The 20210-nt window shown below is 65.5% G+C and carries 23 protein-coding genes; 11 read left to right on the top strand and 12 right to left on the bottom strand.

Translation table 11 applies throughout. The features are described 5' to 3' along the window. From QMG28_RS12255 to QMG28_RS12245, 3 genes are all read right to left on the bottom strand, one after another. Positions 1 to 432 (bottom strand): c-type cytochrome, encoded by a 432-nt coding sequence (locus QMG28_RS12255; RefSeq protein WP_281842596.1) that lies wholly within the window; start codon positions 430 to 432, stop codon positions 1 to 3. A gap of 71 nt (positions 433 to 503) precedes the next feature. Further along, a complete protein-coding gene (locus QMG28_RS12250) occupies positions 504 to 1289 on the bottom strand; it encodes a gamma-glutamyl-gamma-aminobutyrate hydrolase family protein (protein ID WP_281842595.1) in 786 nt (261 codons plus the stop codon). A gap of 74 nt (positions 1290 to 1363) precedes the next feature. Further along, the gene (locus tag QMG28_RS12245) at positions 1364 to 1576 is read right to left on the bottom strand and encodes a hypothetical protein (protein ID WP_281842594.1); all 213 of its coding nucleotides are present in this window, start codon (positions 1574 to 1576) and stop codon (positions 1364 to 1366) included. A 129-nt stretch (positions 1577 to 1705) separates the two neighbouring features. On the opposite strand from QMG28_RS12245, the gene pepN reads away from it, so the two are divergent. After that, entirely contained in the window at positions 1706 to 4258 is a 2553-nt protein-coding gene (pepN, locus tag QMG28_RS12240; RefSeq protein WP_281842593.1) for an aminopeptidase N, read from the top strand. A gap of 65 nt (positions 4259 to 4323) precedes the next feature. On the opposite strand, the gene QMG28_RS12235 is transcribed toward pepN, so the two are convergent. Continuing rightward, on the bottom strand, positions 4324 to 4932 hold the full coding sequence (locus tag QMG28_RS12235; protein WP_281842592.1) for a transglycosylase SLT domain-containing protein: 609 nt from the start codon (positions 4930 to 4932) through the stop codon (positions 4324 to 4326). Between the two features lie 168 nt (positions 4933 to 5100). Here QMG28_RS12235 and gatB point away from each other — a divergent pair, with 168 nt between their 5' ends. Together gatB and QMG28_RS12225 are read left to right on the top strand one after the other, a co-directional pair. Then, entirely contained in the window at positions 5101 to 6615 is a 1515-nt protein-coding gene (gene gatB / locus QMG28_RS12230) for an Asp-tRNA(Asn)/Glu-tRNA(Gln) amidotransferase subunit GatB (RefSeq protein WP_281842591.1), read from the top strand. An 18-nt stretch (positions 6616 to 6633) separates the two neighbouring features. After that, positions 6634 to 7215, top strand: coding sequence for a hypothetical protein (locus tag QMG28_RS12225; RefSeq protein WP_281842590.1), 582 nt, complete (start codon positions 6634 to 6636; stop codon positions 7213 to 7215). Positions 7216 to 7229: 14 nt separating this feature from the next. Here the strand turns inward: QMG28_RS12225 and QMG28_RS12220 are convergent, their stop codons facing one another. Further along, on the bottom strand, positions 7230 to 7742 hold the full coding sequence (locus QMG28_RS12220) for a cell wall hydrolase (RefSeq protein ID WP_434784439.1): 513 nt from the start codon (positions 7740 to 7742) through the stop codon (positions 7230 to 7232). Positions 7743 to 7953: 211 nt separating this feature from the next. Here QMG28_RS12220 and QMG28_RS12215 point away from each other — a divergent pair, with 211 nt between their 5' ends. Beyond that, positions 7954 to 8424, top strand: a complete 471-nt coding sequence (locus tag QMG28_RS12215; RefSeq protein WP_281842589.1) for a thioesterase family protein — start codon at positions 7954 to 7956, stop codon at positions 8422 to 8424. 150 nt (positions 8425 to 8574) lie between these two features. Continuing rightward, complete coding sequence (locus QMG28_RS12210) at positions 8575 to 8967, top strand: DUF4177 domain-containing protein (protein WP_281842588.1); 393 nt, start codon at positions 8575 to 8577, stop codon at positions 8965 to 8967. A gap of 7 nt (positions 8968 to 8974) precedes the next feature. Here the strand turns inward: QMG28_RS12210 and QMG28_RS12205 are convergent, their stop codons facing one another. After that, positions 8975 to 9715, bottom strand: coding sequence for a sulfotransferase (locus tag QMG28_RS12205; protein ID WP_281842587.1), 741 nt, complete (start codon positions 9713 to 9715; stop codon positions 8975 to 8977). A 26-nt stretch (positions 9716 to 9741) separates the two neighbouring features. After that, positions 9742 to 9999, bottom strand: coding sequence for a BolA family protein (locus QMG28_RS12200; RefSeq protein WP_281842586.1), 258 nt, complete (start codon positions 9997 to 9999; stop codon positions 9742 to 9744). Between the two features lie 156 nt (positions 10000 to 10155). On the opposite strand from QMG28_RS12200, the gene QMG28_RS12195 reads away from it, so the two are divergent. Continuing rightward, positions 10156 to 10782: a J domain-containing protein gene (locus QMG28_RS12195; protein ID WP_281842585.1), complete on the top strand. Its 627-nt coding sequence runs from the start codon at positions 10156 to 10158 to the stop codon at positions 10780 to 10782. A 38-nt stretch (positions 10783 to 10820) separates the two neighbouring features. Here QMG28_RS12195 and QMG28_RS12190 read toward each other — a convergent pair whose 3' ends face one another. From QMG28_RS12190 to QMG28_RS12180, 3 genes are all read right to left on the bottom strand, one after another. Then, complete coding sequence (locus QMG28_RS12190) at positions 10821 to 11399, bottom strand: hypothetical protein (protein WP_281842584.1); 579 nt, start codon at positions 11397 to 11399, stop codon at positions 10821 to 10823. Positions 11400 to 11461: 62 nt separating this feature from the next. Continuing rightward, positions 11462 to 12043 carry an EF-hand domain-containing protein gene (locus QMG28_RS12185; protein ID WP_281842583.1) on the bottom strand — a complete coding sequence of 194 codons (582 nt, stop codon included), beginning with the start codon at positions 12041 to 12043 and terminating at the stop codon, positions 11462 to 11464. Between the two features lie 54 nt (positions 12044 to 12097). Continuing rightward, the gene (locus QMG28_RS12180) at positions 12098 to 12856 is read right to left on the bottom strand and encodes an ion transporter (protein WP_281842582.1); all 759 of its coding nucleotides are present in this window, start codon (positions 12854 to 12856) and stop codon (positions 12098 to 12100) included. Between the two features lie 131 nt (positions 12857 to 12987). On the opposite strand from QMG28_RS12180, the gene cobS reads away from it, so the two are divergent. Then, a complete protein-coding gene (gene cobS / locus QMG28_RS12175) occupies positions 12988 to 13971 on the top strand; it encodes a cobaltochelatase subunit CobS (RefSeq protein WP_281842581.1) in 984 nt (327 codons plus the stop codon). An 18-nt stretch (positions 13972 to 13989) separates the two neighbouring features. Here the strand turns inward: cobS and QMG28_RS12170 are convergent, their stop codons facing one another. Together QMG28_RS12170 and QMG28_RS12165 are read right to left on the bottom strand one after the other, a co-directional pair. Further along, positions 13990 to 14214, bottom strand: a complete 225-nt coding sequence (locus tag QMG28_RS12170) for a hypothetical protein (RefSeq protein WP_281842580.1) — start codon at positions 14212 to 14214, stop codon at positions 13990 to 13992. 139 nt (positions 14215 to 14353) lie between these two features. Then, positions 14354 to 14938, bottom strand: coding sequence for an NADPH-dependent FMN reductase (locus QMG28_RS12165; protein WP_281842579.1), 585 nt, complete (start codon positions 14936 to 14938; stop codon positions 14354 to 14356). Between the two features lie 159 nt (positions 14939 to 15097). Between QMG28_RS12165 and cobT the strand changes: the two genes are divergently transcribed. From cobT to QMG28_RS12145, 4 genes are all read left to right on the top strand, one after another. After that, a complete protein-coding gene (gene cobT / locus QMG28_RS12160; protein WP_281842578.1) occupies positions 15098 to 16969 on the top strand; it encodes a cobaltochelatase subunit CobT in 1872 nt (623 codons plus the stop codon). Between the two features lie 71 nt (positions 16970 to 17040). Then, complete coding sequence (locus QMG28_RS12155) at positions 17041 to 17676, top strand: MliC family protein (RefSeq protein ID WP_281842577.1); 636 nt, start codon at positions 17041 to 17043, stop codon at positions 17674 to 17676. An 82-nt stretch (positions 17677 to 17758) separates the two neighbouring features. Then, on the top strand, positions 17759 to 19564 hold the full coding sequence (locus QMG28_RS12150; protein WP_281842576.1) for an aminopeptidase P family protein: 1806 nt from the start codon (positions 17759 to 17761) through the stop codon (positions 19562 to 19564). 57 nt (positions 19565 to 19621) lie between these two features. Next, positions 19622 to 19963, top strand: coding sequence for a DUF427 domain-containing protein (locus QMG28_RS12145; RefSeq protein WP_281842575.1), 342 nt, complete (start codon positions 19622 to 19624; stop codon positions 19961 to 19963). Positions 19964 to 20210 lie beyond the last annotated feature (247 nt).

Raw genomic sequence — 20210 nt, 5'->3', positions numbered from 1 at the left:
TCAGAATATGCCGTTCTCGCGCTGCACCCGGCGCACGAAGGCAACGATGGCCGCCACCTCGGCCCGGGTGATCCCCTCGACCGGGGGCATGTCGCCAAAGCGCCAGTGATGCGCCCGCACGCCGCGCTCGGCGGCGAGGAAGAAGGCGGCATCGGCATGGTGGTTCGGCTCGTAATAGCCATGGATCAGCGGCGGCCCCACGCCGTCCACCCCGCCCGCGCGCGGGCCGTGGCATTCGGCGCAGCGCGCGGCGAATATCTGCTGGCCGACACGTTCGTCGCCCACCAGCTCGGGCACGACCACAGCCACGATCTCGCCATCCATCGGCGGTGCTGCCGGGGCGGCCTCGGGTTCGGGCGCCTCGCCCGGCCACAGAACATAGACCGCACCCAGGAGCGCCACCGCCACCACCGCCCATACAAGTCTCGGCATGTTCCATCGCCTCCCGGTTCGCTCCCGCGCAGGGTGGCCGTTCCAGCCGGGGGAAGGTCAAGCCCGGGCGGTCAGCCGGCCCGGGCGAGGGCGGCGGCCCGGCGGCCCTCGTTCCAGGCGCGCGCGGCCAGACCGAAAGCCTCGAATAACGGGCGCGAGACCGGGTCGCGCGCGGCGTTGTATTCGGGGTGCCATTGCACGGCGAGCGCAAAGCCCGGCGCATCGGCCACATAAATCGCCTCCGGCGTGCCGTCATCGGCGGTGCCGTCGATCACCACCCGCTCGCCGGGCGCCTTGATCCCCTGGCCATGCAGGGTATTGGTCATCACATCGCGCGCACCAACCAGCCGCTCGAACACCCCGCCCTCGGCAAAATGCACCGCATGGCGGATGGCGAATTTCTCGTCAATCGTGCCCTCGGGCGGCATCCGGTGGTTCATCCGGCCCGGCAATTCGCGGATCTCGGGCCAGAGCGTGCCGCCCATGGCCACGTTCACCTCCTGAAATCCGCGGCAGATGCCGAAGATCGGCTGGCCACGCTCGACACAGGCGCGCACCAGCGGCAGGGTCACCTTGTCGCGGCAGCGGTCGAAATCGCCATGCGCCTCGGTGGCGGATTCGCCATATTCCTCCGGGTGCACATTGGGCCGCCCGCCGGTGAGCAGGAAGCCGTCGCAGACCTCAAGCAGCTCGTCGACGCTCACATAATTCGGATCGGTCGGAATGAGCAGCGGCATCGCCCCCGAAACTTCGGCGATGGCGCTGGTGTTCATCGTGCCGGCGGCATGGGCCGGGTAATCGCCACCGATCAGGGCGGCATTGCCGATGATGCCGATCACGGGCCGGGTCTTCGTCACCGCATATCCTCCATCTGGGCGGGGTGCCCGGAAGATTAACCGTGGCGACCGGAAAGGGAAAGGGGCGCGCGGCCTTACCGCGCGGGGCGTTCGGCAAGAAGCGCCTGAATGAGCATCAGCGCCCCGCCCCTGCTCAACAAAACGTCACGCGCATCGTCAAGGTCGGCCTCGAACCGGGCCGCCGCGGCCGCATAGGCCGGCATAAACCGCGCGCCCTCGCCGGTGCCAAACCGCGCCTCCATCCGCGCCACCGTCTCGGCCAGCGCATCCGTGTCGGGGCTCGTCATCGCCATTCCCTCCGCTGTTGCAGCGAACGTAACGGAAAGTGCCGCCGCACGCGAGAATGCCCCGCCTCCCCGTTGCGGCCCCCTGCCCGCGCGCATAGCTTGGGCCAAACAGCCCCGAAAGGACGCGCGATGAAAGACGCCAGCCCGCAGACGATCTACCTCTCCGACTACACCCCGCCCGCCTATCTGGTGGAGGATGTGCACCTGACCTTCCGGCTCGCCCCCACCGCCACGCGGGTGATCGCGCGCATCAATTTCCGGCCGAACCCGGAGGCGAAAAGCCGGGCGTTTTTCCTGCACGGCGAGGGGCTCAAGCTGATCTGGGCCACGGTGGACGGCCAGATCGTCCAGCCCGGGATCGACGAAGACGGGCTGACCGCAGAGGTGCCCGACGCGCCCTTCACCTGGGAAGCGGAAGTGGAGATCGACCCGGCGGGCAACACGCGGCTGGAGGGGCTCTACCTCTCCAACGGCATGTATTGCACCCAATGCGAGGCCGAGGGGTTCCGGCGCATCACCTACTACCCCGACCGGCCCGACGTGATGGCCCCGTTCACCGTGCGGATCGAGGGCGAGGAGCCGGTGCTGCTGTCGAACGGCAACCCCACCGATCACGGCCCCGGCTGGGCGGAATGGACCGATCCGTGGCCCAAGCCCTCCTATCTCTTCGCCCTCGTCGCCGGCGATCTCGTGGCGCGCGAAGACAGTTTCACCACCCGCAACGAGCGCGAGGTGGCGCTGAAACTCTGGGTGCGCCCGGGCGACGAGCACAAGACCGAATGGGCGATGGAAAGCCTCAAGGCGTCGATGAAGTGGGATGAAGAGGTTTATGGCCGCGAATACGATCTCGACATCTTCCAGATCGTTGCCGTCTCCGATTTCAACATGGGCGCGATGGAGAACAAGGGGCTGAACATCTTCAACACCTCCGCCGTGCTCGCCTCGCCCGACACCTCGACCGATGCCAATTTCGCCCGGATCGAGGGCATCGTCGCGCATGAATATTTCCACAACTGGACCGGCAACCGCATCACCTGCCGCGACTGGTTCCAGCTTTCGCTGAAAGAGGGGCTCACGGTGTTCCGCGACCAGAGCTTCTCGGCCGATCTGCGCTCGGCGGCGGTGCAGCGGATCGAAGACGTGATGGCGCTCAGGGGCCGGCAGTTCCGCGAGGATAACGGCCCGCTGGCCCACCAGGTCCAGCCCGACAGCTTTGTCGAGATCAACAATTTCTACACCGCGACGATCTACGAGAAAGGCGCGGAGGTGATCCGGATGCTGCACACACTGGTCGGGCCGGACGACTACCGCAAGGCGCTCGATCTCTATTTCGACCGACATGACGGCGAGGCGGCGACGATCGACGACTGGCTGAACGTGTTCGAGGATGCCACCGGGCGCGACCTTGGCCAGTTCAAACGCTGGTATAAACAGGCCGGCACCCCGCGCCTCTCGGTCGAGGAGCAGTGGGAAGACGGCACCTACACGCTGACCTTCACGCAGGACACGCCGCCCACGCCCGGGCAGGACGAAAAAGCGCCGCTGGTGATCCCCATCGTCACCGGCCTTCTCGGACCCAACGGCGACGAGGTGGTGCCGAGTCAGGTGCTTGAGATGACGGAGAAAACCCAGAGCTTCACCTTCGCGGGGCTGGGCGCAAAACCGGTGCCCTCGATCCTGCGCGGCTTCTCCGCCCCGGTGATCCTGACCCGCGAGGCAAGCCCCGAAGAACGCGCCTTCCTGCTCGCCAACGACACCGACCCGTTCAACCGCTGGGAAGCGGGGCGGATGCTGGCCAAGGAGGTGCTGACGGCGATGGTGACGGGCAAGGAGCCGCCGCTCGATGCCTATCTCGGCGCGCTCGCCACGATGCTGCGCGACGACAGCCTTGAGCCCGCCTTCCGGGCGCTGGCCCTGCATCTGCCGGGCGAAGACGACATGGCGCAAACCCTGCACGATGCCGGCATCACCCCCGACCCGGCCCGCATCCACGATGCCCGTGAGACGCTGCTGCAGGAGGTGGCCGAACATCTGCAGGACAGCCTGCCCCGCCTCTCCGCCGAAATGGTGATCGAGGCCCCCTTCGCGCCCGATGCGGAGCAGGCCGGCAAGCGCGCGCTGGCGCTGGCGCTGCTCAGGCTCACCACACGGCTCGACGGCGGCAAGGCGGCGGCGAAGGTCTATGCCGAGGCCGACAACATGACGCTTTCGCTCGGCGCGCTCGGCTGCCTGCTCGATGCCGAGGCGGGCGAGGCCGCTTTGGCCGATTTCGAAGCCCGCTGGGCGGGCGATGCGCTGGTCATGGACAAGTGGTTCATGATGCAGGTCTCCCACGCCGCGCCCGAGAAGGCGGCGGATGTGGCGGCTCGGCTCGCCGAACACCCCGCCTTCAACATGAAAAACCCCAACCGGTTCCGTTCGGTCTTTGGCGCGCTGGCGATGCATCCCGCCGGCTTCCACCACGCCTCGGGCGCGGGCTATGCGCTGATGGCCGACTGGATCATCCGGCTCGACCCGCTGAACCCGCAGATCGCCGCCCGGATGTCGGGCGCGTTCGAGACGATTGGCCGCTACGATGCGGACCGGCAGGGGATGATGCGCGAGGCGCTGGAGCGGATCGCCGCCAGCGAGGGCCTCAGCCGCGATACCGGCGAGATGGTCGGGCGCATCCTGCGCGCCTGACCCTGGGTTTGCCCCGGTTTCTTTCCAAGAAACCGGGGCGAAATCTTAGCAAGATTTCGCCGCCCTCAGCCCGCGCAATAGGGCTGGGCGCGCATCCAGTTCATCATGTCGCCGCGCTTGGTGGCATTGTGGAACGGCCCCCAATCGGCGGCCACGCCGCGCATCCCGGCGCTGACCACGCCATCGCGCGGCACGGTCACATCCATGATCCGCACGGCGCAGGACAGGTTCATCTCGCCATTCTTCAGCGCTTCGCCCGATTGCGCCTGGCAGCCGTAATGGCGCGCGGTGGCGGGCGAAATCTGCACCAGGCCGAACCAGCGCCCGCCGCCACCCACGGCCTGCGGGTTCCAGGTGCTTTCATGCTTGGCCAGGGTCGAGAGCAGACCGGTCCAGAACGCCTTGCGGCCTTCTTCACCGGCGCGGCTATAGGCCGGGCACCAGGTGTCGATATCCGCCGGAACGGTATTCACGAGATTGGTGCCATGGGCGTCGAGGGCGGCCACGGTGCGCTCCGTCCAGGTCTCCGCTTCGGGGCGAAAATCCCAGCGCATCGCCTGTTCGGCAGCCGGGGGGTTCTTGGAGGAGAACAAGGTATCAATGTTCAGATCGCTTTCCGCGCATCCGGCAAGCGCCAGAAGCGCCGCCGCGAAAAGGCCGGGTTTCGTCGTCATAAGATTGTCCCAGGTGGTTCCTTCGGCTCTCGAAACCTCAGAACCCGCCCCATTGGCAAGGCGCAGGCGCCGACAGGGCCGATTTCGGCAGATCTCTGCCCATCCGCGCCCCTTGCCCCCTGCCCGAGCCTGCCCTAGAACGCCTGAAAGCACTGACGAGGACAGGCCATGCTCGACCATCTCGCATTCGAAGCCCCGAAAGTCGCCCGGATTGCCGGCGCGAAAGAGGATTGGGAACTCGTGATCGGCATGGAGGTGCACGCGCAGGTAAGCTCGAACGCCAAGCTGTTCTCGGGCGCCTCCACCACCTTCGGGGCGGAACCCAATTCCAACGTCGCCTTCGTCGATGCGGCGATGCCGGGGATGCTGCCGGTGATCAACGAATATTGCGTCGAGCAGGCAGTGCGCACCGGGCTGGGGCTGAAAGCGGGGATCAACCTCGTGAGCGCCTTCGACCGTAAGAACTACTTCTACCCCGATCTGCCGCAGGGCTACCAGATTTCGCAGCTTTATCACCCGATCGTCGGCGAGGGCGAAGTGATCGTCGATATGGGCCCGGGCGTGGCACGGCGGGTGCGGATCGAGCGCATCCATCTGGAGCAGGACGCCGGCAAGTCGATCCACGACATGGACCCGAACATGTCGTTCGTCGATCTCAACCGCACCGGCGTGGCGCTGATGGAAATCGTCTCCCGCCCCGATATCCGCGGGCCGGAGGAAGCCGCCGCCTATGTCGCCAAGCTGCGCCAGATCCTGCGCTATCTCGGCACCTGCGACGGCAATATGCAAAACGGCAACCTGCGGGCCGACGTGAACGTCTCGGTCTGCCGGCCCGGCGATTACGAGCGCTATCAGGAAACCCAGGATTTCGCCCATCTCGGCACCCGCTGCGAGATCAAGAACATGAACTCGATGCGCTTCATCCAGGCGGCCATCGACGTGGAAGCGCGCCGCCAGATCGCCATTCTCGAAGATGGCGGCGAGATCGTGCAGGAAACCCGGCTTTACGACCCCGACAAGAACGAGACCCGGTCGATGCGCTCGAAGGAAGAGGCGCACGATTACCGCTACTTCCCCTGCCCCGACCTCCTGCCGCTGGAGATCGAACAGGCTTGGGTCGACGATATCGCCAAGGGTCTGCCGGAGCTGCCGGACGAGAAAAAGGCGCGCTTCGTCAAGAGCTTCGGCCTGTCGGAATACGATGCCGGCGTGCTGACGGCGGATGTGGAAGCGGCGCATTACTTCGAGGCCGTCGCCGAAGGCAATGACGGCAAGCTCGCCGCCAACTGGGTGATCAACGAGCTGTTCGGGCGTCTGAAGAAGGACAGCGCCGAGATCGCCGACAGCCCGGTCAGCCCGGCCCAGCTCGGCGGCATCGTCGCGCTGATCGCCAAGGGTGACATCTCGGGCAAGATCGCCAAGGATTTGTTCGAGATCGTCTACACCGAGGGCGGCGACCCGGCCGAGATCGTCGAGGCGCGCGGGATGAAACAGGTCACCGATACCGGCGCCATCGAAGCCGCCGTGGACGCGGTGATCGCCGAGAACCCGGCACAGGTGGAGAAGGCCAAACAGAACCCGAAACTCGCGGGCTGGTTCGTCGGCCAGGTGATGAAGGCGACCGGCGGCAAGGCGAACCCGAAAGCGGTGAACGAGATCGTGGCGGCGAAGCTGGGGTTGTAAGGGGCGGAGCCCGATTGAATGGACTCGTTGACCGTTCGAGACGAAATCTCCGAGTACTGGCTCAAGAGCGACAAACACTTGGCAGAGCCGACATATGGCTTTGACACCGCCGACCATTACGACGCTTTCTGCATTGCAAAAGACTGGCTGCAGGACACTTCCGAAGCCATAATGGCGCATCGCAAGGCCGGCTTTTCCGGCGACCCCTTACTAGCCTACATAGAATTCTGGGGAGTCCTTCAGGCTGTGATTGTCCATCAGGACGCGATCTGCGAGTTGGACTATTCCGTTTCGGAGACGCGAAAGAAAGCCAGCGAACTCCTTTCTGGAAACGCTTCACAAGAAATTCGGCAGTTACGGAATCTCGCTGCGGGTCACCCAACACTCAACGCTTCTCGCCTCAACGGACCTGCACGAAGTGTCACTGGACGGTTGGAAAAAACTTATGACCAAATTGACTTGATGGTCAGTGGTGACTCGAACGTCCGAATTGCCAAGATCAACCTTGGGAAGATGATTGACCGTTATGATGCCGAAGCCACGGTAGCGTTGCGCTCAATCAAAGAAAAGTTTGTGACCAAGTTCCCCCACCGGGATTGAACTGTCGCAGCCCCCTACCTCGTCACCCCTTCCGTCGCCGCCACTGGCCTCGGCTGGGTGACCTGCTCCGGCCTGCGTTTCTCGTAAAACGCATTCCCGCCGGTGGTGAGCACGTAGTGCATATTGTCATAGCCCGCATTGTAGCTTGCCATATGGAAGAAGCGCGCGTTCTCGATATTCGGGTGACGTTCCCCGGCGAGCACCGCCGCCGCGGCTTCGGCCACGCGGGCGCGCGAGGCATCTTCCTTCATCGGCTTCGACATCACGCCGGGCGCGAACTGGTTTCGCTGGCCGACCACCGCGCAGACATCGTTGGGGAAATCCGCCGAGGCGACCCGGTTCATCACCACGCTGCCCACCGCGATCATCCCATCGCGCGAGGAGCGGTTGCTTTCGAAATACATCGCGCGGGCCATGCATTCCTGCTGCTTGGAGCTGAACACCTCGTCGCCGCGCCACATGCCGCAGCCCGCGAGCCCCGCCGGCACCGCCAGCGCCATCATCGCCAATACCTTCGTCACCTGCATATCGCCCGGCCTCACTTTACCATGGCACAGAGATTACCCGCTCTTGCCGCCGGCGATCAAGCCTGGCGACGCCCGGCGGCAGGCCCGGTCCCCGCCCGGCTGGCGGCACGAATGCTGCCACGAAATCATAAGCTTGGCGTATATCCCGGCGAGAACCGCCTAGGCAGCGGGCGCGCCCTGCCCTAGCATGGCCGGCAACAGGAGGCACCGCATGAGCACCCCGCATATCTCGACCGTGATGGATATCGTTCCCGAATGGATCGACTTCAACGGCCATATGAACATGGCCTTCTACAACGTGCTGTTCGACCGGGCATCGGATGAGTTCTACCAGCTCATCGGGCTGGGCGAGCCCTATGTGGCGCGCGGCTTCACCACCTATACCGCCGAGTTCCACATCCGCTATCTGCGCGAGCTGCATCTCGGCCAGCAGGTGCGGGTGCGGTCCTGGCTGCTCGACCATGACGAGAAGCGGTTTCACACCTGGCAGGAAATCCGCCACGAGGATGGCTGGATCGCCGCGACGGGCGAGACGCTGGCGCTGCATATCGACATGTCGGGGCCGCGCGTCGTGCCCTTTCCCGACGATATCGCGGCAGGGATGGACGCTTTCGCCGCGGCGCATGGCCGGCCCGACCGGCCGGAAGGCGCCGGCAGCGCCATCGGCATCCCCCGCAAATAGGGCAGATATTGGGGCACCGGAACGCCCGCCCGCAATCGCTTGATGCGGCTGGTTTTTCCGCCACATAAATCGGCAGCGCGCCGCGCAGGGGCTTGGACTCTGCCCCGCAGCTTCGGTAAATTGGCCCGCATCCAATCAGGGAACCGGCAGATGACATTCGAATACAAGGTCGTGCCCGCACCGACGCGCGGCAAGAAAGCCAAGGGCGTGAAGACCGCCGCCGACCGCTTCGCCAGGGCGCTGGCCGAAACCATCAATGCCGAAGCCGCCGAGGGCTGGGAATATATCCGCACCGATACCCTGCCCGCCGAAGAGCGCCAGGGCCTGACCGGGCGCACCACCGTGTTCCAGAACATGCTGATCTTCCGCCGCGATGGCGAAGCGGTGGAAGCGGAGCCCAGGCAGGAGATCTCGGTGGTGACCGACATCACCGAAACCCACGCGCCGAAACTGCCTTCGGCAGATACCGCGCAAGCCGTGCCGGAGCCGAGCGCCAAGGCAAAGCTGAACGGCGCCGAGAAACGCGACGTGGCAGCGGAATAAGCCCGCTCTAATCGTCGTCGTCGTCCGCCAGCGGCACGCGCTGGTTCTTCTCGTAATCGAGCCTGAAACGGGCCGGGTCCAGCCCCATCGCGCGGTACATCGCGGGCAGGGTATTGCCCTCGTCCCGCTTCGCGGCGTCGTAATCCACCGTTACAACCTCGCCCAGCGCCGACCAGAATGCCTGGAGCGCCGCCCGGTCGAAATACCACGCGCCATCGGAGCGGTCCTGCTCGGGCAGCTTTTCCATCCACGTCCAGACACCCGGATTCTTGCGCAGCTGGTTGTTCCACGAAGCGCGCCATGCTTCCTCGTCGCGCAGGGTCAGGATGATTTTCGCCTCCCGCCCGGTCGCATCGAGGAAGGCCCGCATGAGCGCCTGTTCTTCCGGCGTCCGCAGAAAACACAAGGCTTCCGCCGAGATGAACACCATCGGCGCACGGGCCTTCTGAATGCGGCGTAGATATTCCGCGCGGTTCGCCGCTTGCCCCTCGGGTTTGGGAAAGCGTGCATGGCTTTTCATCCGCGCAATCGTCGCACAGCCCGGGCGCAGAAAGGCATCGGCCAGCACGGTGTTGTTGAACGAGGGCCGGAGCACCCGGCGCAGCCCGCGCTTCTGCGTCGCATTGGCCAGCGGGCGAACGCCCTGCCGCCGCAGCCGGAGGTAGTTCGCGCGCAGGCTGTGCTGGAATGACGTCGTGCCGGTCTTATGTGTGCCGATATGAAGCACGATCTGTTTACGGCCAGCCATCGTTTCTCCCCTGTCGGATGGCGCGCTCACTCCGAGATTTCGAGCGCCAGCGCGTGAATCTCGCCCACGAGCTCCTTGCCCAGCGCCTCATGCACCGCGCGGTGGCGCGCGATGCGCGACATGCCGCCGAAGGCGTCGGCGGCAATCACCACGCGGAAATGGCTTTCGCCGGTGCCATCGTCGCCGGCGTGATGGGCATGGCGGCCGCTTTCGTTGATGATATCCAGCCTGTGCGGGTGAAACGCCGCTTCGAGCGCGCTGCGGATAAGGTCTTCGCGGGACATGGGCGGCCCTGACAATCGGTTTCGGTCAATTCTGCCCCCGGTCTAGGCACCATATCCACGATTCGCAACCGGCGCTCCGGCGCGGTGTCGAGAGCGGCTTGCGGAACCGCAGCATGATGCCTAAACTCTCGGGTCCGAAGAGCAAGAGTGGTGAAGATGGACAAGTTCGATCCCTTCGGCTTCGACATTTCGGTGTCCGCCGCGAAGAAGAAGAAGACACGCGGAAAACGCGGCATGTCAGGCGCATTCGAAACCTCGCAGCGGGTCTGCGAACATCCCGGTTGCGAGGAAGCGGGCCAGTACCGCGCGCCCAAGAGCCCCGATGAGCTCGACGAGTACAAATGGTTCTGCAAGGACCATGTGCGCGAGTACAATCTCAAGTGGAACTTCTTCAACGGCGCGACCGAAGACGAGGTCGAGGAACAGGCGCAGAAAGACCGCGTCTGGGAACGCGAGACGAAATCGTTCAAGCGCTCGGCCGAGGAGCGCGCCTGGAGCCGGCTCGGCGTGGACGACCCGCATCAGGTGCTGGGCGAGAACGCCACCCGCAACCCCGGCCGCGCCGTCACCGGCTCGCGCAAGCTGCCGCCCACCGAGCGGCGCGCGATCGAGATCCTCGAAGTGGCCGATACCTCGACCAAGGCCGAACTGCGCAAGGCCTACAAGGCGCTGATCAAGGTGCTGCACCCGGATATGAACGGCGGCGACCGCAGCCAGGAAGAACAGCTTCAGGAAGTGGTCTGGGCCTGGGACCAGCTCAAGGAAAGCCGCAACTTCAAGTGATGGCCCGGCGGCGCGCGCCGCCGGATCGCACGGGCGGTCTACTGCCCCGCCGCGCGCTGCATCATCATCTCATGCACCGCCTGCATCCCGCGCGCGGCCATGTCCGACACTTCGCCGGCATGGGTCTGAAGCGCCGCCACCACCTCCGGGTCGGTCGAGGTTTGCGTCACCCAGATGCCGCTGTCGGTCACGTCCACCTCGGTGGCAATCGTGTCGCGGCGGGCAAACAGGATGTCGAGCGTCGGCGACTGGATGAAGACCTGCGGATCGCGCCCCTCTTCCACACGGTTGAGCATCCCCGCCACATGGCTGACCAGCACCGCCGCCAGCGCCGGATCGTCCGACCAGGTATAGGTGCGAATGCCGTTGTCGAGCAGGTCCACCTCGCGCGACAGGCCGGGGAAGTTCATGAACATGACCTGCAGCTCGGCGCTTTCCTCAGGCGTCGCATCGAGGCCACGCAGGCCGGGCATGGTCATCATGTCATGTCCGGTGCCATCGGCGCCATGCATATGGCCGCCCGGCATCATCTGGGCGAGTTGCGATTGGGCCAGTGCCGGACCGGAGCAGGCCAGCACCATGGCCAGCGCGCGAAGTGAATTACCAATCGAAGTCATGTCACCCTCCCCTGACTTGTCGCCACATCCGGCATGGCACATTCGTGCCATCCCGTCACGTATTACGGCATCCGGCTTTTCAGCACCGCCTCCACCTCGTCCCAGATCACGAAGCCATCGTTGTCGAGGTCCATCAGCAACATTGCCTGCGCCTCGGGGCCGAGCGGTCCGGTCTCGGGCACCGGATGCAGCGCGAGGGCCAGCGCATGGATCTCGCCGAGCGGAACCGCGCCGCTGGCATCGGTATCGGCGGCGGCCCATTCGGCATCGAGAATGGCGAATTCGCGCTCGCCCAGCGTATCGCCCCAGCTCATCTGCGTATGCAGATCGAACTCGTCGCGGCTGACGCTGCCATCGCCATCGAGATCGTATTGCGTCCAGGCCAGGAACACGCGGGCGCGGTCGGCGGCGGCACGGATCTCCAGCGTCGCGCCCGGCCCGACCACGGGGATCGCGCCGGCCACCGCCAGCTTGTCATAGGCCGCGCCGTATCGTTCGAGCGGCACCCCGGAGCCAAGCCGCAGGAGCGCCACGGTTTCGGCCGGCAACGCCACGCTGGCCGGGTCGCGCAGCGGAGGGCCTTCCTCCTGCGCAATAGCGGGAGCGGCGAACAGGGCCAGAACGGGCAGAACATATCGCATCATGCCGACCGGCTAGCATGGCCCCCGCAGCCCGGCAATGCACGCCGGCGTGAGGGCTCAGAGCCCCTCGGTCTCGATCCTGATCGTTTCGCCGCAATGCTTGCAATGCACCGCGTCGGGGTCGTGCAGCTTGAGCCCGCATGTCGGGCAGGTATGGCGCACCTTGGGAGGGCGAAAGAGCGCGGTGGCCAGCCGCAGGAACAGGGTGATGCCCACGATCATCACCGCCACCGACAGCAAATGGCCCGACGTGCCTTCAAGCGTGATATCGCCGAAGCCCGTGGTGGTGAGCGTGGTGACCGTAAAGTAGAGCGCGTCGGCATAGTTCAGGATCTGCGGGTTGCGCCCGTATTGCAGCGCGTAGATCAGCCCGGTCATGATGAACAGGAAGACGGCGAGATTGACGGTGGCGAGGATCACGTCTTCATGCTCGCGGAAATAACGGAAATCCTGCCTGAGACGGGCGCTGAGCTGGTAGGTATGCAGCAGCCGGAGCGTGCGCAGCACCCGCAGGAAACCAAAGCCCTCGCCGGTGATCGGGGCAAGGAACGAGACGATGGCGACAACATCCGCCCAGGTGGCAAACCGCAGGAAATAGCGGCGTTTTTGCCGTTCGAGCAGAAAGCGGATGACGAAATCGGCCAGGATCAGAACGCCGAAGACGGCGTCGATCACCTCGACGGTGAAGGTATGGGTGAAGAAGGAGGTGACGATGACGAAGGCGATGGTGACGATATCGAAGGTCAGCAGCGCATAGCGAAAGCGGTGCGCGCGCCGGGTGTCGCCGTCATAGAGCTCGCGGAAGAAAGTCAGCATGTCGCCCCGCCCTTTCCGCCGGTATGCCAAAAGCACCGCCCGAAGGCCAGTGCAACATCGGGCCGCCCTCCCCTTGCACACCCCCCGAATATCGGGCACGAACAGGGCGGACTGACCCGCGGAGAGACGAGATGGACGGCACCAACGACATGCAGGCGAAACCGACCGAAGACATTTCGGTCCGCGAGGTGTTCGGCATCGACACCGATATGATGGTGAAGGGCTTCGAGGAGCCGACCGACCGGGTGCCCGAGCTGGACCCGACCTACAAGTTCGACCCCGACACCACGCTCGCCATCCTCGCGGGGTTCAGCCATAACCGCCGGGTGATGATCCAGGGCTATCACGGCACCGGCAAGTCGACCCATATCGAACAGGTCGCCGCCCGGCTGAACTGGCCGACCGTGCGGGTCAACCTCGACAGCCATATCAGCCGGATCGACCTGATCGGCAAGGATGCGATCAAGCTGCGTGACGGCAAGCAGGTGACCGAGTTTCACGAAGGCATCCTGCCCTGGGCGCTGCGCAACCCCGTTGCCATCGTGTTCGACGAATACGATGCGGGCCGGGCGGATGTGATGTTCGTCATCCAGCGGGTGCTGGAGCATGACGGCAAGCTGACGCTCTTGGACCAGAACGAGATCATCACGCCCAACAAGTATTTCCGGCTGTTTGCCACCGCCAACACCGTGGGCCTCGGCGACACGACCGGGCTTTACCACGGCGTGCAGCAGATCAACCAGGCGCAGATGGACCGCTGGAGCCTCGTGGCGACGCTGAACTATCTCAGCCACGATGCCGAAACCTCGATCGTGCTGGCGAAATCGCCCCATTACAACACCGACAAGGGCCGCAAGACGGTGAGCCAGATGGTGACGGTGGCCGACCTCACCCGCACCGCCTTCATGGCCGGCGATCTGTCGACGGTGATGAGTCCGCGCACGGTGATCAACTGGGCGCAGAACGCCGAGATCTTCCGCAATGTGGGCTATGCCTTCCGGCTGACCTTCCTCAACAAATGCGACGAGCTGGAGCGCCAGACGGTGGCGGAATTCTACCAGCGCTGCTTTGACGAGGAACTGCCGGAATCAGCGGCGAGCGCGAGCCTGGGGTAAAGACGACAGGCGCGGCGCTTACGCCTCGCCTTCCTCCAGCGCACTTACCCGGTCTTCCAGCGTGCCCGAATGGGCGGCGAGCAGGGTCATCATATGGGTGAGTCCGTCGATTCGGGTGTTGGTCTCGTTGAGGCGTTCGTCGACGCCATCGAACCGCCCCGAAACCTCGCTGCGAAACGCCCGCATTTCATCGCGCATCTCGCGCAGCAGGTGAATGGTGTGGTTCTCGGTGTTCTCGCTCATCGGCTTTCCCTCACATCTCGAATCTAGTCGCTCTCCCTCCATCCTGCAATTGCGTCGTTAACGAAGCGTTGCCGCCCGCCCCCGCCCAACGAAAAAGGCCCGCCGAAGCGGGCCTTTCGATCCTGTGCCGGGTCGGCGTTCAGGCGGCGCGGGCGGCTTTGGTCGCACCGGCCCACCAGACGATGTCGTCCATGAGCGCCATCGCCGAGGGGGTGAGCACCTCGTCCACCGCGCTCATCTCGCCATTGGCGCCGAGCGGGTGCACCTTGAGGAACTCGCCGGCGGCAAGGTGGATCGCCGAGCGCACCGGCACCATGTTGTTTTCCACAGCGATCAGCCGCAGATGCTCGACCGCGCGGGCCGCCCCCACGCCGCCATAGCCGAAGGCGCCCATCGGCTTGTGGGCCCAGACCAATGCGGCCTGGTCGATCGCGTTTTTCAGAACGCCGGTGATCGAGTGGTTATATTCGGCGACCATGAAGATGTAGCCGTCATACTCCGCCACCTTCTCCTGGAAGGCGACGACATTCGGGTCGGTCGAGGGCATCCAGGCGTTCGAGGCCGGGGCGTCGAACAGCGGCAGGTCGAACTCGCGCAGATCGAGGATTTCCATATCCAGATCGTCGCGCGCGGCGGCTTTGTCCAGCAGCCAGGTGGCGGGTTTATCGGCGAAGCGGGTGGCGCGGGTCGAACCGATGACGAGCGCGATACGGGGTTTGGTCATGTGCTTGTTCCTGAATGTGTTGAATCCCCCTTTAGATGCATCGCCGCACCGGCAAGGGCAATCGGCTGTTCTGTGCGCCTGGTCACAAGCTTTGTGCGGCCGGTGCCGGTGGCCTGTCATCGTGCTTGCACAGCACCCGGCCTCATGGTTCAACGGGGCATGAGCAAGCCCAACGACAACCCAGCCGATCCGTTCAAGAAAGCCCTCGCCGAAGCCACCAAGGTGATGGCCGACGATGCCGAGCTGAACGTGACCTATACAGTCGATCCCTCCGGGGTGTCGGGCGAGACGATGCGGCTGCCGCAGGTCACCCGGCGGATGGCGCGGGAAGAGGTGCTGCTGGCGCGCGGCGTGGCCGATGCGCTGGCGCTCCGGCACCGCTATCATGACGATGCCACCCATAAGCGCTACGCCCCGCCGGGCGAGATGGCGCGGGCGCTCTACGAGGCGATGGAAACGGCGCGGTGCGAGGCGGTGGGCGCGCGCCACATGCCGGGCACGGCTTCCAATATCGACCATAAGATCGCCGAGCAAGCGGCCCGCCGCGGCTATGCCAACATGACCTCGACGGACGAGGCGCCGCTGGCCGAGGCGGCGGGCTATTTCGTGCGCCAGTTGGCCACCGGGCGTGCCCTGCCGCGCGGGGCCGACAACGTGCTGAACTTGTGGCGCGGCTTCATCGAGGGCGAGGCCGGCAGCACCTTCGCCGGGCTCGATGACGCGCTCGCCGATCAGGCCGCCTTCGCCCGGCTGGCGCGTCAGGTGATCGACGATCTCGGCTACGGCGATCAGCTCGGCGACGATCCCGACCTCGAAAGCGACGAGGAGGACGAACAGGCCGAAACCGAAGAGGATGAAAGCCAGGACGACAACCAGAGCCAGTCCGAAGACGAGGATAATTCCGAGGCCGAATCCCAGAGCGAGCAGGAAGAACAGCACGACGATGGCGCCGCGCAGGTCTCGATGGACGAGATGGCCGACGACGAGATGGGCGACGAGGCCCAGCTGCCCGAGGCCGATGCGCCGCCCGAGCCACCCGCGCCGCCGCCGCCGTCTGATGCGGACCCGAATTACACCGTCTACGACAACGCACATGACGAAGAGATCAAGGCCGAAGACCTCGCCGAACCGGCCGAGCTCGAACGCCTGCGCTCCTATCTCGACCAACAGCTCGAACCGCTGAAAGGCGCCGTTTCGCGGCTGGCCAACAAGCTCCAGCGCCGCTTGCAGGCGCAGCAAAACCGCTCGTGGGAATTCGACCTGGAAGAAGGCATCCTCGATGCCGGGCGGCTGGCCCGCGTGGTGGCCAACCCGACCACGCCCTTGAGCTTCAAGATCGAGAAAGACACCGAGTTCCGCGATACGGTGGTGACGCTTCTGCTCGACAATTCCGGCTCGATGCGGGGCCGCCCGATTTCCATCGCCGCGATCACCGCCGACGTGCTGGCGCGCACGCTGGAGCGGGTCGATGTGAAGGTCGAGATTCTCGGCTTCACCACGCGGGCGTGGAAAGGCGGGCTGGCGCGCGAGAAATGGCTTGCCGACAACCGCCCGCAAAGCCCCGGCCGGCTCAACGATCTGCGCCACATCATCTACAAATCCGCCGATGCGCCGATGCGGCGCACACGGGCCAATCTCGGGCTGATGATGAAAGAGGGGCTCTTGAAGGAAAACATCGACGGCGAGGCGCTGGAATGGGCGCATCGCCGTCTCGTCGCCCGCCCCGAGGCGCGCAAGATCCTGATGGTGATCTCGGATGGCGCCCCGGTGGATGACTCGACCCTCAGCGTCAACCCCGCGAATTTCCTTGAAAAACACCTGCGCGACGTGATCGCGATGGTCGAACGCCGCCGTCAGGTGGAACTGCTCGCCATCGGCATCGGCCATGACGTGACGCGCTATTACGAACGCGCGGTGACGATCACCGATGCCGACCAGCTCGCCGGTGCCGTGACCGAGCAGCTTGCCGTGCTCTTCGATCCCGATCCGCGGGCGCGGGCGCGGGTTTTCGGCATGGCGCGGGCAAGCTGACGCGCAGCGCTTCGTTGATCTGCAGCAGTGTCCAGCGCAGAATACGGCCTCACCATGCCCGGGAGATGTCGATGAAACGCCTGTCCTTCAGCCCCGCCCTTATCGCGGGGCTTATCCTGTCAACGCTCCCTGCCCGCGCCGATGGCCCCTCCTTCGACTGCGCCCGCGCCGAAAACGACGCGGAAAAAGCGGTCTGCGCCAATGCCAACCTTGCCGCGCTCGACCGGGAGGTCGCCCGGCTCTACGCCCTTGCCGCCGCGGATTCCGGCCTTGATGACGCCGCGCGCGCCGATCTGACGGCCTACCAGCGCGGCTGGATCAAAGGCCGCGACGCGTGCTGGAAGGCCGATGACCTCGCCGCCTGCGTCGCCGCCAGCTACGCGATGCGGATCGACGAGCTGCGCCGCGACGGTGCCGATGCGGCGGGCGACGACCCCGACGCGATCAGCTTCGGCCCCGTCGCCTATGCCTGCGCGGGCATCGACGGGCCGGTCTCGGCCACTTTCATCAACGGCCCTCTCTCGCATGCCTGGCTGCGCTGGGGCGAAAACGGCGCGCTCGTCACCATCGCCCTGTCCGGCTCCGGCGCGCGCTATACCGGCGCCTATTACGATGGCCCGGTGGAATTCTGGACGAAGGGCGACACCGCGCTTCTCACCCTGCCCGACCGGGATGAGGCGGCTTGCGCCGAAACCGCAACGGACTGACGCCGCGTCGCGCCCGGCACTCGGCCCTTGCGGCGGGCTGCACTTCACGCTTCTTTACGCCGACGTCAAAACGGAGACCCCGATGTTTCAGGATTTCGAGACCACCGCCGATCCCACGACCGGCCCCGCGCGGCTGAAAGCCCTGCGCGCCGCCCTCGCGGAAGCCGGGCTCGACGGGTTCTTCGTGCCCCGCGCCGATGCCCATCAGGGCGAATACGTGGCCGATGCCGATAAACGGCTGGCCTGGCTGACCGGCTTCACCGGCTCGGCGGGGTTCTGCCTTGCGCTTGCGAAGGTGGCGGGCGTGTTCATCGACGGGCGCTATCGCAACCAGGTGCGCGCGCAGGTGGACCTCAGGGCCTACACCCCGGTTCACTGGCCCGAGACCCAGCCTGGCCCCTGGCTGAAAGAGCACCTGCCCGGCGGCGGGCGGATCGGCTTCGACCCCTGGCTGCACACGCGCGGCGAGATCGAGAAGATCGAGGCCGATCTCAAGGGCAGCGCCATCGCCCTCGTGCCGGCCGAAAACCTCGTCGACAGGCTCTGGCAGGACCGTCCCGCCGCGCCGCAGGGCCAGGTGCGGGTGCAGCCGGTGGAATTCGCCGGGCGCAGCCATGGCGAAAAGCGCGCCGAACTGGCCGCCGCCCTGCGCGACAGCGGCGAAAAGGCCGCGGTGCTGACGCTTTCGGATTCGATCGCCTGGCTGCTCAATATCCGCGGCGACGACATCCCCCATATCCCCGTGGTGCAGGGCTTTGCCGTGCTGCATGACGATGCGCGGGTGGATTTCTACACCCACCCGGCCCGGCCAGTGGGGATCGGCGAGCATTTCGGCCCCGAGGTTTCGCTCTATCCCGATGCCGCCTTCGAAGAGGCGCTGGTGGAGCTTGAAGGCCCCGTGCGCGTCGACAAGGCCACCGCCCCCTATGCGGTGAGCCGCATCCTCGATATCGCCGGGATCGAGGTAAGCTGGGGGCAAGACCCCTGCATCATGCCCAAGGCCCGCAAGAACGCCACCGAGCTTGCCGGCGCGCGCGAGGCGCATCTGCGCGACGCGGGCGCGGTGGTGGAGTTTCTCACCTGGTTCGACGCCACCGCCCGGCGCGGCGGGATCACCGAGATCGACCTGGTGGTCGAGCTTGAAGCGCAGCGGCGGGCCACCAACAGCCTGCGCGACATCAGTTTTGAGACCATCGCCGGCACCGGCCCGAACGGCGCCATCATGCATTACCGGGTGACGCGCGAGACCAACCGCAAACTCTCGCGCGGCGAGATCGTGGTGCTCGATTCCGGCGGCCAATACGACGATGGTACCACCGACATCACCCGCACCCTGCCGGTGGGCGATATCGGCGAGGAGGAGCGGCGCGCCTTCACCCGCGTGCTGCGGGGCATGATCGCGATCAGCCGGGCGCGCTTTCCCAAGGGGCTGGCGGGGCGCGACCTCGACGCGCTGGCGCGCTACCCGCTCTGGCTGGCAGGGCAGGATTTCAACCACGGCACCGGGCACGGCGTGGGCAGCTACCTCTCGGTCCATGAAGGGCCGCAGCGCCTCAGCCGCGTCTCGGACGTGCCGCTGGAACCGGGGATGATCCTGTCCAACGAGCCGGGCTATTACCGCGACGGCGCCTTCGGCATCCGCATCGAAAACCTCATCGCCGTGCGCGCCGAACCCGTGCCGGAAGGCGGCGACGACGAGCGAGAGATGTACGGGTTCGAAACCCTGACCTTCGTGCCGATCGACACCCGGCTGGTGGTGGCCGACATGCTCTCGGCGGACGAACGCGCCTGGCTGAACGCTTACCATGCCGAGGTGCTGGCAAAGGTAGCGCCCCGCATCTCCAGCGCCGCGCGGGAATGGCTCGCCACCGCCTGCGCGCCAATTTGACACGTGTGTGTTACGGATAACCTGCTATTGTCGCGCGGATGTGAGAGGGGAAGGCCAATGACCAATGATATCCGTATCCGGCGCAAGCCGGGCAAATGGTGCATCCGGGCCGGAGGCGCGGTGCTTGGCGAAAGCTCCGACGTGCTCGAACTGTCCGAGCCCGGCCTGCCCGACATGCTCTATTTCCCCCGCGACGGGATCGCGATGGCGCTGCTGGAGAAATCCGCGAAGACGACCACCTGCCCGAAGAAGGGTGAGGCGAGCTACTACGCGATCCACACCAAATCCACGGTGATCGAGGATGCCGGCTGGTCTTACGAAACACCGCTCGACGCGGTGGCCGGGATCGCAGGGCATATCGCGTTTTATCCCGACAAGGTGACGGTGGAAGAGATCTGAGCATCCGGCGGGCGCATGTCTGGCTGAGCGGGATTATGTTGGGTAGCGAACGGGGAACCGTCTCGCTTCGGGTCGGCCTCCGGTGCGAACACGGGTGCCCTAGAGTTCTAGAGTTCTAGAATTCTAGGCCGTGGACCCATAAACCTGCTTCCCTTCGCGTTCAGGCGGTGATTCACTGGTCCTGCCGACGGGGAGGACAGCCATGCGCCGACGTTACGATCTCACCGAGCACGAATGGTCGATCATT

The organism is Sinisalibacter aestuarii, assembly GCF_027923545.1.
Classification (GTDB): domain Bacteria; phylum Pseudomonadota; class Alphaproteobacteria; order Rhodobacterales; family Rhodobacteraceae; genus Sinisalibacter; species Sinisalibacter aestuarii.
This window is presented reverse-complemented; position numbering and strand designations above follow the sequence as displayed.